4 protein-coding genes, 1 tRNA gene and 1 pseudogene are annotated in these 15,659 nt (G+C 59.1%); all 6 read right to left on the bottom strand.

Annotated features, from left to right (window positions below; translation table 11 throughout):
• Positions 1-116: 116 nt before the first annotated feature.
• A complete protein-coding gene (gene casB / locus QRX40_RS02085; RefSeq protein ID WP_313835946.1) occupies positions 117-842 on the bottom strand; it encodes a type I-E CRISPR-associated protein Cse2/CasB in 726 nt (241 codons plus the stop codon).
• Entirely contained in the window at positions 839-2,596 is a 1,758-nt protein-coding gene (casA, locus tag QRX40_RS02090) for a type I-E CRISPR-associated protein Cse1/CasA (RefSeq protein ID WP_313835947.1), read from the bottom strand. The genes casB and casA overlap by 4 nt, the downstream gene beginning before the upstream one ends.
• A 72-nt stretch (positions 2,597-2,668) precedes the next feature.
• Entirely contained in the window at positions 2,669-5,836 is a 3,168-nt protein-coding gene (locus QRX40_RS02095) for a CRISPR-associated endonuclease Cas3'' (protein ID WP_313835949.1), read from the bottom strand.
• A gap of 416 nt (positions 5,837-6,252) precedes the next feature.
• Complete coding sequence (locus tag QRX40_RS02100; protein ID WP_313835951.1) at positions 6,253-6,744, bottom strand: holo-ACP synthase; 492 nt, start codon at positions 6,742-6,744, stop codon at positions 6,253-6,255.
• Between the two features lie 342 nt (positions 6,745-7,086).
• A tRNA-Gly gene (locus QRX40_RS02105) sits at positions 7,087-7,160 on the bottom strand.
• Between the two features lie 2,270 nt (positions 7,161-9,430).
• Positions 9,431-15,157 (bottom strand): annotated as a pseudogene (locus QRX40_RS08735) (acyltransferase domain-containing protein); the annotation flags it as partial.
• Between the last annotated feature and the right edge of the window lie 502 nt (positions 15,158-15,659).

Genomic DNA, 15,659 nt, shown 5'->3' on the forward strand with positions numbered 1-15,659 from the left:
TTCTCCTTAATATTCATTTGTGAAAAATCGATGTTCTTGTATCGTTGTATTTGCCAAATGACGAATCATTTGAAAAGATTTGTCATCATCGAATCTTCTGTTGCACCTCAGCAGTTTTATTGGCCTTCCTCGCCCTCTTTTGCCTCCGTAGCCTTGCGCACGGCGTAATACTGCCGAGCCCAACGGTGAAAGACAGAGGCCCTCCGACCAGGCAGCTGCAGCAGATAAAGATCCTGGGCGAAAGCCTGGTAGTCCAGCTTCACATCCTGATCCCGCATCATCCTTATCAGCGAATACAGCTGATGCCGGATGCCGTCGAAATCAGGAGCATCCTCCATGATTTGTAGCCTTCGAAGAACCGGGGTGGCCTTGGAACCGTCCTGGTCGGTGTCAATCATGCGGCATGCGTGGCCGAGACTGTAGCGGAAGCGTTCGGATCGCGCCCGCTGCTTAGCCTCGGCGCCATTCCCTGTGCCCTTATGATCAGGCATCCAGGCCATACCCTGAGATTTCGATTGCTGATGAAGGGCATACATCTGCAGGGCAGTGGCAATTGCCCGCGTTTCAGTGACAATATTGGAGTCGTTGTCGAGGGCTGGGTTTCCCAGGGTATCCTGTGGCCAATCCTCATATAGATCAAACCCGACATTCATCCATCGCACTCTGCCGTCGTCAATGCCTTGGCGCAGCAGGGACAGATGAGCCCTGGCCACGCTGCTGGCCTGAACCGTATAGGCGTACTGCAGTTTTCCGATCCGGTAGTTGGCATACCGCCCGACGGCCTGTTTGCGGTCGTCGACTGACAAGACATGATTGTTTACCATGGTGTCTGCAGTCATCATTGAACCTCCTTTTCATTCACGGTCTCGCCCTCACGCGAGGGAAGTGGACCTAGATATTTATTCAATTGGCTCAGGAATCTATCGAAGATCTGCTCAGAAGATCGCGCGCCATTGGCCTTGGGCAGGAAAGACGGTGCCGGAGACTGATCGCGGTACTCACCAGCTATGCCGATCAGATCCCGATGAATGGCCTGGAACCAGTCATTCCGGTAACGTTCGATATCTTCTGAAGGACCGAACTCCGCAATCCGTTGTCTGAATAGCTGATCCAGGGAAGCATATGCACGTTCCTTGACGCGGGCTACTGCAGCATAGAAGCGGTCCTTCTGCGCTTTATCGCCTGCGGATTGGTTTAATTGGGCAACCATGGAGTCCAATGCCTTGACGGAATCCTCAGTACGCTCAACAACCTGAACCACCACATCCACGGCAGCGGCATCCAAATGAAGCAGTTGAAGGTTTGCGTCGAGCGAATCATCAATAGCGTCCGAAAAGAAGCTGTTCTGCGGACCATAGATCATGCTCTGGGTATGGATGCGAGCCATCTGCATCACTTTTCCGAACCCGGCTTCATCCTGATTCCAATTCAGTAGAGTCTCAACCCACCGAATAACACCAGGACGGGTGTCGTCAGTCTGACCTGCACCGTTGCTTCCCGCACTGATCAAAGGCTGCAGCTGCCGCCAGATGGCCTTGTCGGAAGTGAATGTGACTGGCATGCGAGGAGCCGTCGGCAGTCCCAGTTTCTTTCGTAGGTTCTCGCTGCCGTAACGCCATGCCGTCATGGGTTCATAAGCGTCCATGTTGTCAGCGCTGATGACATCGCCGTAGCAGACGATGATACCGACCACACGGGAACCAGAACTATCGGGCACCAGCCTCACCCTGCGTGATTGCAGAGTGAGCATATCCACAATGCCCGTAGGCTGATAGTCAGGATTCATGTCAGGACCGGCCGGCTCACGCTCCCAGGGCGCCAAATCACCAGGCTTGCCGAACCAGATATCATCACCCCCACGGCCTCGAGGATTGATCAAGCACCAGTTGAGCATCAGGGTGGAGAACAAGTTGTCCTGTTCCAAATAAACGTTGCCCAGAGCACCCAACCAGCCGGTTCCCACCTTGGACTTGGGCGGATAAACCTTATTGTTCCGCACATGGGTCTCTCCGTCCACCGGCGATTTGATTCCTGCAGGGTCATAGGCCTGAAGAAAGACCAGCCATCGGGCTGCCTCAGGCAAGGTAAGCGAGCCCAGGTCGTTCTTGGCGCGCATGGTGAAGAGAAACTTCTTGGGCTTTGGCACGTCGGCCTGAAGTTCGCCAATGCTGTCATACTCTTTATCATCGGACGTGTAGGTCAATCCCGGCGTTTGATAAAAGGGATGCTCAGAGTCAAACAAATCGAATCTGTCGTGATAGCGCTCAAAGTAGTCGTCGATAACTTGAGGGTCGAACTGCCCAGTCTGCCAAAGCGTCCACCACAGTTGCAGCAAGGCCGTCGGATTATCATCCCCGATCAAGGGTTGATACCGCTGGGCATATGCCTGGTAGAGCACGGCTTCGACCGTCCTCAGGAGAGGTAAGGTTTGCTGAGGCATGTCACTGGAAATCTCACGGATTCGATGGGCATCAACCAAAAGGTCACGCATGGAGACCAGGCCGACGCGTCCTTCCAAGCATGTAACCCTGATCCAAGGCTGCTCCAAGAGATTGAACGACGGCCGACCTCCGCCGGTCGCTCCAATATCATTCATTATCATTGTCCTTTCTGCTTGTTCGGTTGCTCATACGTGGAAATGCCGGCAACTAGCGCGGCACTGCAAAGTTCAGCTCTTTCCGTCCTCGTCGGCTTTCGCACACGTCAGCCCATCCTCATGGGTGTATCCGATAAGGTAACCATGCACAGTGGTGACAAATCTCCGACGATCCGAATTGGATTTCTCCTGATCTAAGACCAGAGGCAAGCAGCCATCCAGCCAAGGCGATTGATGCCATGCATCAACACAGTCACTGGCTCGGAGCTCTAGTTCATTGATCAGAGCATCAATGTCACGACAGATGCGATCCGGCAGATTTACCGAGCAACGCAACACCACTTGCGCCAGCCGGTTCTCAGGCTCGGTTTTTGTAGGCACAGGAGCCCCGCAAGGTACCCTATCGCCTCCAATCCAGGGCAGAAGCGCATACTTATCACCGCACCGACGCAGAAGCACCACCTCCACTGAATCATGAGTGTCTCTGACAGCCTGTCTGGCTTTGGCTTCCGACCTGGCGTCCACAGTGCTCGTAAATAGGTCCACCAAGGTGTGAGACTGCTGCAGTAGATGGGCCGAATCTTTCATCAAATAGACTTGGGCCTTGTCAATCTCTTCCGCATCCTTTTCGGCACGCTTATGTGCATCCAGCCGATACCGTTCTTGCCAAGCTTTGGGTATCAGCTGTGCAACTGCATCAGAATCATAAGCTGTGCGAACCAGCGGAGCGATATCATCAGGAAGCTGCAGCAAGCGGTGGGCGCTGTCCCCCTGCAGTCCAAGCACAGCAAGGGCTTCAAGCAGGGATGCCGGTGGATAGACCCTGTCTACATAGTCAGGAAATTCCGGGCCATCCGCGTTCCAAGAGGCTATGCCCCGCAGATAGCAGAGGGCCTTCCGCAGACCAGCTGGACGGTCACGCTCACCTTGTCCACGGCGATGGCGATGCAAACGACCCATGCGCTGTAGCAACAGATCCACCGGGGCTATATCGGTGACCATAAGGTCAAAATCGATGTCCAGGGATTGCTCCAGAACCTGCGTGCCCACGACAATCAATCGACTAGGACGTCCTCCATTGGCTAGGGTTGCATCCGGACCAAGGCGCTCTCGGAGTTCTCGTTCGTTGTCCATACGATCCCGGTCGATGAAACGTGAATGCGTGAGTCTGACCTGGTCCGGGCCAAATACATGGGTCAAAGCTGCAGCAGTCTGCTGGGCCCGATCTACGGTGTCGCAGATCACAGCGGCGCAGCCACCTACAGCCAGACGCTCTTGCAGCAAATCTGACAGATGCTCAAGATCGTCGTCAATGACATGACATTCGATGTCTACCACACGACCCGAAGGCTGCACCGAGCTAGCCTGGCAGGTCGTTCCAGACGTGTAAGTAATCAGCGGATAAGCATGCAGGTCGTCAGAGTCCTTCTCCTCATTAGAGGGCTGCTTGTCGCCTGACTGTAAAAGGGACGAAGCCTTATCGGTGTGCGGTCTGGAGTAACAATCAGTAAACGCCTCCATGCTTGCAAAACGACGTGGTGCAACTTCGGGGGACTGCTCCGCATGGTTACTCGATCCGTTGAGCACCGAGGCATACCCTTTAATATAAGCATCAACCAGCTCACGTCGCAGCGATGCAGGCAGGGTTGCCGACAGAAGAATGACTGGGTTGTGGAATCCTCCCAGCCATTCCAAGGTCCGTTTGAGGTATTCACGCATGTAGGTGTCGTAAGCGTGGCATTCGTCGATGATGACAACTTTGTTGGCTAGAGCCAGCTGCCGCAGACTTACGTGCTTCATCTGCAAAGCGGCCATGAGCACCTGATCAATAGTGCAGATCAGGAAGTTAGCCAACACCCCTTTCTTCCTGCCTCGCAGCCAGTCATTCACCACTGCCTCGGGATAGACGGCCTTTTGCGCACCAGAGCCTTGAGGGGCATCATCATCAAAGACTGATGATGTAGCGGAACCCTTAGCTGAAGCCGTCATTGATATGAATTCTTTGTTGAGAGCAGCTTTGCCATGTCTGAGTGAGGTGGATTTCTCAGAACGCCCTTCAGGCTGAGGCAATCTGTCGATCCAGCTCTTGCACCGTGAGAACATGGCATCGGTAGTAGCCATTGTCGGCAGGGCCACGCAGACTCCTCCCCTGCCTGTTCGTTCAGCCAGAATTTCCGCACAGGCCAGGGCTGCTTCGGTCTTGCCTTCGCCCATGGGCGCTTCGATAACCATGATGCCCGGGTCCTTGATCGTTTCCGCCAAATGCGCGGCCTTCTCTTGGACTGGTCTGGGATTGGCACCTGCCGGCAGATCAAACCTGGAGGCAAAGCGCTCCTCTATGCTGATCTGCTCGTGAATCGGCTGCCACTTAGGAGGCAGGTCGAGGTTACGCCATCCGCGCTCCTGACGGGCCTTAAGGCCGGCGCGCGTACGTACTGAATTCATCCTGTCCCAGGTTTGTTCGTCGTAGCTCGCAGGATTGAGCGGCACCAGGGGGAACAGAGCATCGTCACTGTTGCTGGCGATCCAGTCGGCCATGATAACAAGACCTTCCAGCACAGATTCGGCATATATATTGAGCTGCCTTCTGCTCAGCTGAGTGAAGTCATCGTCACTGAGCTCACACTGTTTGGCCACGAATTCAATCAGTTGGCGCTGGACTTCAGCCCAGTCCTCATAACCCGGAGCAGTGCCCATCCGCACATCCTCATCGGACTTGCACAGAGCCTGACGCGTCGGCGGTTGACCATGATGCCCCCCAACAACACAGGCATAGGATTCAGCCACTGACTTGCTCCAATGCTGTACCTGCGTCAGATAAGACTCCAGAATTCTTTGGCCCGCTATGGGATGGGTGGGATAATTGGTAACCGTAATCGGAACATCAGGGAACCGCAGGCCAGCCTGTCTAGGCTTCCATTGCAGGGAGAGATCCTGCATGCCCGGTGCATGTGTCAACGGCTTGCTTTGGAAAACCGGGGTTGCCTTACCGATATCATGGACACCGGTGATGAACATGCAGACTTTGCGAGCCAATTCCGGATCACCAACATCGCGGATGATGATCTCTCGAGTGCCCCAGGGCACCCAGTCACGCCAAAGATACCTGGCCACTGCAGCGGAATCGCTCAAATGCGCGAAAACTTGTAGCCAGTCATCCTCGTTAAGCAGATTAGTCTTGCCCCACAGGGATATGGCTTTGGCATCCAGATCCAAATCTGTTGGTATCGCTCCGCTCATTGTTCCCCCGCTCTCAGCTCAGCGACTCTGTCAATTGGACAACTTCGTTGTAACAATTTTTGAGCATAGCACGAAGAAGTGGAATTCACCAAATTTATAATCTCTTAATGACACAAGTTGTTTTATATGCCCTGACTATTCAGGGAACACATAAAATCCTAATGACACAACGGATCATCCCCACGGAAGCAGGGAACAAGCCTCAAGAAGAGGCTGTATAAAGTCTACACGGGGGCCACAGTCAACCCTTAGAACGACGCATGTAATACACGCACTTACTGAATCTGAAACCTTAAACATCCAATTCGACTTCGGCACAGTCAGAGCATCACTCCACCTACCGAAGACTTCTACTTGGCTGGTTAACACGATAACTAGGAATTCACGTCACACGCGTCACATGGCCTGGCCTAATTTCAGACGCACCTGCACAGAAGCACAACCGCCGAAGCCACCGGTCCATCATGGCTGAGAGCGATGTGCCAGCACAACTCGACCTGGTCGACCTGACTACCGGTTAGAGGCAAGGAATCATAAAGCCTGGATTCCACAGAGGACTCTAGATTGACACTCGGCCGACCCCGGCCGTCGTCCAGAATCTCCACACCGCTCCAGGGAAAATCATCCAAACCATAGGGCGACGGCTCAGACCCCAGCGCCTGAGACCAGGCCTTGAGCACCGACTCCTTGCCAGCCCAGCGCACCGCCAAGTGCGCCGTTGTGTCGTCATGCTTGAGCAGGGCGCGCTGCTCGGCCTGCCGCCGCTCCCTTGGCGAGAATAAGCTTGTCATGCGCGTGCCTGGCATAGCCAACTGTCGGCCGAACTTCTCCAGATCGACCAGATCATGTCCCAACCCCAGCACTTGTCCAAACCCGGCATCATCCATAGGCCCGAGTATGCCCCTCATCGGCCAATGCAGCAAATCACCCAGTCAGGACTCGAAGACTCCACAACATCCCAATTTCCTCATTGATAGTTCTGTTCCTGCGTGAGCGAGCGCGACAAAGAAGAGCAAAGAATAAAGAAGATTTCGCTGCGTTAGTAGCAGGAGTCACAACGCTGGCATAACGCTGTTGACCCGCCTGGCAACCGCCACTATCCAACAGTCCTCGATGTGCACCCTATCGTGTACCCATTTAGCCCGTAAAGTGCCGAATACTAGGGAGAATCTCGCTCAGTCAGGCCTGACCCTGACCACTCCAAGTGATTGAGAAACCCGCCAAAAATAGCGGAATATCAGCGATTATCGTGGAGCGGGCGACGGGAATCGAACCCGCGTAATCAGTTTGGAAGACTGAGGCTCTACCATTGAGCTACGCCCGCAAAGCCGTTGGCTCGGTACAGAGCATAGCACATGGGCCGGCCGGAACATGCAGTACATCGGTCATCGCCCGGTTGAACTTGGCAATAAACGTACGTATACATCACTGGGGAGAACCCCTCGGCGCCATGGAAACCGGCGCTGATTACCCCTCCCCTGCGAGTAATCGTGAAGATCCGTACAGAAATTCTGATCCCTGGCGGCTGTGGACTAGCCTCCGGCGGTTCATCCACCCTGAATAAGAGATCGCGCCGTCGCCAGTATCGCTTCTCTGCGTATCCATGGATCAATCCCGTGGATCCAAGGAACACCTCGTCCGTTCCAGTGACTGCCGGAGTACCGCGGGATCATCCATGCTCACGCGGTGACCACTCCTTGTCGGATGATATGGATGGAAAGAATAAATGTTCTACGCGGAACTTGGCTGACAGATTTCCGCAAGATTTATTCATTCTTGCAGAGCAAGGGGAATCAGACTGATAACGTGCTGCCACCCGGTGTTAGAGAATGAAAATCAGAAGTAATTGACATTGGCATCGACAAATTCGCCACACACAACAACTTTATCTTTCGAGAATGGGAGTTCCACTATGCCCGAGCATCGATTGCAAAAGTTGAAATCATGTTGGCGATAACAGTATGAGCATCAATTCTTCTGATAGCATTTACAGCAACATCAGTAGATATCTATTACGCGGTTCTCAAAAACGAGAATGGCGGAAAACAAGTAGTTGACCATAATCGAGAAGGGAACTATAGCCAGACATAATTGACGAGAAGCTAGCCAGGTTCTTCTGCTTTGACTAACGAAGAGATGAAATTTGTTTGCAGATAAGGTCGGATGCTACTTGCTGATGCACAGCTAGCACCATAGCCTATGCGACAACTTGTTCTGCTTCAGCATCGACGGGATTGACCCTACCTATTTTGACAGTCTTGCATCTTGCAGCTCCTTCTTAAGAAAGGGAATGAAATGGTATCAGTTATTAAACATTGTCTGTCAGCATGTTCAAATGACCTCAAAAACAATTGGGGAAAGCCGGATTACATGAAGCAACTTGCTGGGGCTACGATATTCGGATTTTGCGGTGTCGCTTTCGGTGTCACGATGTTCCTTGTATTCCCTTAGACATGAACGATACCTTGCTGCAATATGACTATGCACGCGAGCGCAGTGAGCACCGATGAGTGCGGTTCCTAAGCGGAAACGCTCGGTCAGTACGAGTTACCCTTATTCACTGGCTGCCGCTTCCTATGAGGGGCGCCTATCCGTGTGGCGTCAATAATTAGTGAGAGCTGGGCGACGACATCGTGCACACGCGGGGTTTGCCTGCCTTTGTTCCGAATAATAAAGCGGTACTCCTTACAAATCACTTCATGCAGCATAGGTGCCTTCCATTCCCAGGGCCTTGCTCCAGACATAAGGATTCATGTCCAGGAAATCAACCCGAATAGACCGCTGAAAACAGGGAATCCCCTCAATGCAGTCAATCCTCGTACCGCCGAAATGCCTTTCCCTACAAGCGGTGTGTCAGATGAGGTGATCCTTGAGCGGAAACAGAAAACCTGACTGAAACAAAACAGCGATAGCACCTGGACTGTCACCCCCAACCCCCGCATACAACCAATTATGGTGACAGTGGCCGTCCGCTAAACGTTCAATTCGATCGACCGATCCGGCGACATCGACAACCAGCGACTCCCCCTTACTGTAGGCGTCCTGCCCACAGCTGAAGGGGAAAATATCGGCGTGGCTATGATAGTCGGGCTTCTTGCCATGAGTATTATGGCAGCAAACCTCAGCAGTAGGAATTCCATTACAGCGATCACTAGCACTAAAACTTCGCACGAGTAAGAAGCCGGACACTCCCCCAAGACGAGTTCGGCCATTTGGGTGGCCCAGCAATAATCCCAAGTAAAATCTGGGTCACCCATCTACTTTTTATACCTTTTTGTGAAAAGGCTCCAATCGCAGCCTGGCAATAGCACACCGCCGGTTGAGCAACATACGGGCAATATTCGGACAAAATCCCTTATGCGCAGCCATTACCACAGCTCCAATGACCAATAAGTCCCTACGACTAGATAGCTCGTATACCTGCAAGGGAGCCCTTGTGCATAAGGCATGAAGACAAGGGACAGCCGCACCCAATGGCAAGACAATAAGGGAGGCAAGCCGTCTGGCCCACCTCCCCGATCATCGCAATGACTGTTCCCTCACCGGACTCCCGCCTATTGCTTCAGACGGAAATCCTGCTGGTTCACACTGCTCTCAGCTCCGGTCGTAGTAGCCGTCGGCACCCAGGCGGGCCTGGGGATCCAGCAGCATGGCCTTCTCAATCTCGTGGCCCACATACCCGTGGCCGTCCTCATGGAAGCGACGGTTGTCGATGGGCTCATAGAGCGGGGCCCGACCCATGCGGCCCTCCTCCAGGTGGCGCTGACCAGCGGCCAGACGGTCGTTGGCCCGGCGACGCCACTGATCCAGGGCCTCCTGGCCGGAGGTCTTGAGCACAGCCTCTTCGAAGGCTCCGGGGCTGACGATGACCCCGATGCCGGAGACGTGGCCAAAGCCCAGGGAGGTAACCAGTCCGGCCTTGATCCTGCCCACCTTCAGAGGCTGCTCCAGCCATACCAGATGGTCGTCGCGTCTCAGGACCGGATCCACGCAGTCCAGGGAGGCATTGGCCGGGATGACCCCGGACCGGAAGAGCTGGGTGAGCCCGTTGATCTGGAAGATGCAGGCGCCGCCCTTGGCATGGCCGGTCAGGCTCTTCTGGGAGATGACGTAGAGCGGGTTGCCGTCCGTCCGCCCGATGGCGTGGGCAAGGGTGTTGTGCAGCTCGGACTCGTTGGGGTCGTTGGCGTTGGTGGAGGTGTCATGCTTGGAGACCACGGCGATGTCGTCGGGGCTCACGCCCAGCTTGGCCAGCGAGCGCACCAGGTCCGAGTCCTTGCCGCCCATGCCGGCGGCCAGCGCCCCCAGCCCGGGTGCGGGGATGGAGGTGTGGGCGCCGTCCGCGAAGGAGTGGATGTACCCGACCACACCAGCCACGGGCAGACCCATGCGCAGGGCGATGTCGCCGCGGGTCAGCAGGATGGTCCCGCCGCCCTGGGACTCCAGGAAACCCCCGCGCCGACGGTCGTTGGCCCGGGAGAAGAACCTCGGCTGGATGCCCTTGGCGTACATCTCGGCGGAATCGGCGGTGGCGTTCATGTTGCCGAAGCCGATGACCGACTCCACGCCGATGTCGTCAATGGCGCCCGTGACCACGAAGTCCGCCTTGCCCAGGGCGATCTTGTCGGCGCCCTCCTCGAGGGAGACCGCAGCCGTGGCGCAGGCCGAGACCGGCTGGACCATGTTGCCGTATCCGCCGATGTAGGACTGCATGACGTGCGCGGCCACCACGTTGGGCAGGGCCTCCTGGAGGATGTCCGTGGGGATCTCCTTGCCCAGGAAGCGGTCCAGGTAGAGCTTGCGCATGGAGGCCATGCCGCCGAAGCCGGTCCCCTGGGTGGAGGCCACCTTGGAGGGGTGCACGGCCTGGAGGATCTCCACCGGGGTGAATCCGGCCGACAGGTAGGCGTCCACGGTGGTCACGATGTTCCAGAGGGCGATCTGATCCACGTCCCCGACCATGGAGGCGGGAATGCCCCACTTGACCGGGTCGAAGCCCTTGGGGAACTGGCCGCCCACGGTCCTGGACATGGTGGCCCGGCGCGGCACGCGGATGCGGGAACCGGGCAGGCGGGTGACGGTCCACTCGCCGGACTCCTCGTCGCGGGCGATGCTGGTGTGGTCAGGATCCTGGGCCACGTACTCCTGGGCCATGTCCTTGGTGGGCACCGAGAAGGCCACGTCGTGATCCAGGAAGACGTCCACCTCCTCCTCGTTGGTGCCCTGGCGGTAGTCGGAACCCATGCCGTCGTCGAAGGGACGGATGCCGGAGCGGGCCACCACCTGGTCGTGGTAGCGCTCGGCGATGTCCTGCTCGGGCACCAGCTCGCCGTCAGTGTCGTACCAGCCCGGCTTGGGGCTGTCCTGCCACTCGACCAGACCCATGTTCCAGGCCAGTTCGAGGACGGCGGCGGCGCTCAGGTCGACCTGGCCATCCGAGTGGATGCCCATCTCGGCCTCGAAGCGGGTGCGGCCAGAACCCCAGGGACCCATCTCGCCGATGGAGACAATGACGATCTGATCCTCGGGCCGAGCGGTCACGCCCTGCCAATCCTGCAGATCCACCGGGGCCTGGGCGGGCACCCGGGGTGTAGGCAGGGCCTTGATGACCCGGTCTGGATCCTTGTCGGCATCTGCGGGCGCATCCCCGGGCTTTCCGGCTGGAGCCGGCGTCGACGGATCGTCGTCCTGGGCAGCCTCAGCCTTCAGGGCCTTGAGGTCCAGCGGGCTGGAGCCCAATCCACCGGTCAGGTCGGCCTTAATCGGGGCCTGAAGAGCCTGCTGACGTGCCTCTACAGTGCAGAGATCCAGCAGGGAATCAGCCATCTGCCCGGTGGAGTAGGTGTGGATGCCGTGGCGCTCCACCACCCGGACCAGCGGATCATTGCCGCCCATGAGCCCGGTGCCCCGAACCCAGCCGATCAGCGGGTGGGCGAAGGTGACCCGGCCGGACCAGTCCTGCTCGGGGCGGGACCGGTTGACGATGGCATCCAGGGCGGCCTTGACCTCCCCGTAGGCTCCGTCGCCGCCGAACATGCCGCGGTTGGGTGAGCCAGGCAGAACCACATGCAGACGGTGGTCGACGTCGGTATCCGCCCCGATGCCAGCGAACCCGGCGATCTGGCGTTCCAGGCTCCAGAGCATGAGCCGGGCCTGGGACTCGAAGAGCCTACCAGAGTCGGCCATGGTCCCGTGCATGGCGGGGGCTGCGAAGGGCAGCAGCAGGGTGGGTTCGTAAGCAGGCTTGAGCACGGTGGTCGTAGCCCCCGTGGTCTTGCGCTGCTCGTTGCCGACCCAGTCGACCAGGGCATCCACATCCCGGTAGCTGGACAGGTTGGCGGGCACGATCCAGAGACGAGCACCGCCTACGGCATGACGGCGATAGAGGTCGCGGGCCCAGATGACGGTCTGCGGCTTCAGGGAGTGGCAGACGGCGATGACCGTCGCCCCGCCCTCCAAGAGGCCCGCAGTCAAAGATCCCGCGATGGACTTGGGAGCCACGCCGGTGACTACGGCCACATCCTTGGCGAACCGTGCTGCGGTCTGATCCGAGTCGGCAGGGGTCATGGCCTGGTCAGCTATGCCGCTGAAGACCCGGGCCAGATCCTGCTCGCCGCGTTTGCCTGCCTGGTCGGCGTACCAGACGGCCTGATCGTGCACCTCGCGTCCGGCTCCTACGAAGCTCAGGCTGCTGCGGTCGTCGTCGTGCTCGTGGTAGATGTGAGCCAGATCCTCACGGGCGCTGGCCCAGCGATCGTCGAAGAGGACGGCGCGCGAGGCCTCGAACCGTGGCGCCACCTGCTCGGGCCAGTCGCTGCCCAGCTCGGCATCGACGGCAGCCACGACGGCAGCATCCTCATTTTCGCCAGGCTGGACGGTCGGGGGTTCAAGCCCCAGCTTGTCCAGAAGGAAGCGGGCCGTGGAGGCCAGCACACCCTCGGAGCCGGTCACCTGGGCTGCGAAGGCATCCAGGGCGGCGGAGTCAACTACGGCACCGCCGGCGGCACCGCCTGCAGAGGGCATGGAGACCGTGACGCCGTGACGCTGGGCCACCTGCTGAACGGCCTGGTCGATCAGCGCATTGGCCGCAGGCACAGTGGAGACAGCCTCGGTGGGCAGGAGCGCCAGGTCGCCGCCACGCGAGGAGGCGCCCTCACGGGTGTCCAGGACCAGGCTGGCCACCGTGGCCGAGACCCAGCCAGCACCCAGCTGCCAGACGTTGGAGACCCGCTGCTCCACCTGCTGCAGCTTGAGGCCGGAGGGGCCGAAGAGGTCGCGGATGCGCTCACGCACAATGTCGGAGAGCACCGGGCCGAAGGGCCGATAGTTGGGGGCCACCTTGTTCACTAGGGCGCTCAGGTCGGTCATGCTGGCCTCGGCGGCGCCGTCCACGCTGGCCACGCCCAGCTCGGAGCTGATGTCCATCAGCAGCTGGTTGCGCCTGGAGGAGACGCCGTTGGTCAGGGTGTCGGTGGTGTCGGTCTGCCCGATCTGCTCGGGGCGGATCTTGGTGGAGTAGGCCAGCAGGACGGCGATGGCATCCGAGGCCTTGAAGGGCAGGTCGGCCACATCGGCACCCGATGGGCCGCCGGTCGCCGGGGCCGGAGCGGGGGCCGAGTCCTCGGCTGCTGCAGGGGCAGGCGCGGGCGCAGCAGCCTGAGTAGGTTCAGGGCTGGATTCCTGGACCGGAGCTGCGGGCTCCTCCTGAACCGGGGCCATGGGATCAGTGTCGGTCAGATAGACCCGGCTCTCGTCCCTGCCCAGGTTGTAGACGCTCACGTGACGCTCGCGGAAGTCTGGCAGCTTCAGGGTCTTGGTGCCCAGGTTGGCCAGGGTGGGCGAATGGCCCAGCCCTACCTCGATCAGCTGCTCCACGCCCAGGCCGCCCTGCTCGGGGGCATCAAACATGATCGCCTGGGTCTCGATCCAGCGCACAGGAGAGGCGAACTGCCAGGAGAGCAGCTCGGTCAGCAGCAGACGGCCCAGCTTCTGGTCGTCGGCCGCATACTGATCCCAGACCTGGGGATCGTCCAGAGCCTGCTTGATGCGTTCGGAAGGAACCACCTCCAGGATGGAGGCCGCGAACTCCTTGGTCATCTGGAAGGGCCGTGCAACCAGGTTGGGTATGTAGCGACCCTCCAGGCGGGAGTAGTCGATGTGTTCGGGCAGCAGGGCGTCCAGGGTGTCGCGGAACTCGGGCACCCCCTTGCGCAGCAGTGTGGAGTGGAAGGGCACGTCGATGCCGGGCACGTACATGAATGCCGGCTTGCCGCCCGCCTCCTTGGCCCGGCGGTTGGCGTCGGCACGCAGGTACTCCAGACCGGCGATGGTTCCGGCTATGGCGTACTGCTGGCCGGCCAGGTTGTAGTTGACGATCTCCAGGAATTCGCCGCACTCCTTGGATACGGACTCCACATACTGCTTGACCCCGGAGTCACCCACGCCGAACTGGTTGGGACGCAGGGCGCCCATCCGGTAGTTGCTGCGCCCTTGTTCGTCGCGTTCGATCAGGGAGTGCATGGTGGACCCGCGGTGGAAGACCAGCTCCAGAACCGTCTCCAGGGACATGACCCCGGCGAAGGAGCTCAGGGCGTTGTACTCGCCCAGGGAGTGGCCGGCGAAGTAGGCGGGCCAGATGTCCATGCCGGACTCGCGCAGGCGGGCGGTCTGGGCGAAGGCCACGGTGGCCAGGGCCACCTGGGTGAACTGGGTCAGGTTGAGCAGACCCTCCGGATGGTGGTAGGTGACCCCCTTGGCCGTCAGGGTGTGCGGGTTGTCACGCACCACGGCCAGGATGGAGAACCCCAGCTTGCTGCGGGTCAGGGCATCGGCCCGTTCCCAGGTCTCACGGGCCGCCGGGGACTTGGCCCGCTCGTCCAAGACCATGCCCTGCTGCTGAATCCCCTGGCCGGGATAGACGTAGGCGGTCCTTGGGGCGCGGGCGATCGCCGTGCCGCGGGAGACCAGCTGGCCGTCGATCCTGCAGGTGACCTCCAGGACCAGGCCGCCATGGCGGACCTTGCCCACACGCTCCAGGCTGATCTCCACCTTGTCGCCCAGCTGGACCATGCCGTACATGTTGTAGGTCCATCCGGCGATCTCGTAGTGGACACCCTGCTCGTCGGTGGCCTGGGCCGCATATTGAGCGGTGGCCGACAGCCACATGCCGTGCACCAGCGGCGCAGACAGGCCGGAGACCGCGGCACCTCGCTTGGAGGTATGGATGGGGTTGAAGTCCCCTGAGGTGCGGGCGAAGGCGGTCATGTCCTTGGGGGCGGTGACGGTGACGCGACGCAGCAGCCTGCGCGGCGTGTCCACCGTGTCGGCGCGGATGCCGCCGTACTCGGGAGCCTCCTGGGGCAGCTGGTCGCTGTAGGCGCGGCCGCGGATGGCGAAGCGCTCGACCTCGCGGGCCAGCACAGTCCCGTCCTGGGCGGCGTGGACCACATGGATGGTCACCACCCGGCCGGAGGAGGATTCCTGGTAGGGCTCGGCCCAGCTGGTCAGCTCGATCCGCTGGCCGGTATGCTCCAGCAGGCGCTTCTCGCTGACCTCCAGCTCGATCAGATGGTCCAGATGGACCGCGTTGAGCAGTCCCTCGATGATGGGGAAGCCATCCACATAGACGGATCCCAGGGCTGCGTAGATGGCCGGCCAGGCCGGACCCACCAGCGCATCGGGGGCGAAGCCGGAGGGGATCAGCGCATCGGGCAGGGCGCCTCCGGTGGCCGCCTCATGGTCGAAGCCCAGGTTGGATGCCAGGGTGTAGCCGCTGTGGGCCAGGCCGAAGGGGTGCTCGGGGTCATCGTCCTTCTCGATGGCA

The sequence above is a fragment of the Bifidobacterium sp. H6bp9 genome (assembly GCF_032193695.1).
GTDB classification, from domain to species: Bacteria; Actinomycetota; Actinomycetes; order Actinomycetales; family Bifidobacteriaceae; genus Bombiscardovia; species Bombiscardovia kimbladii.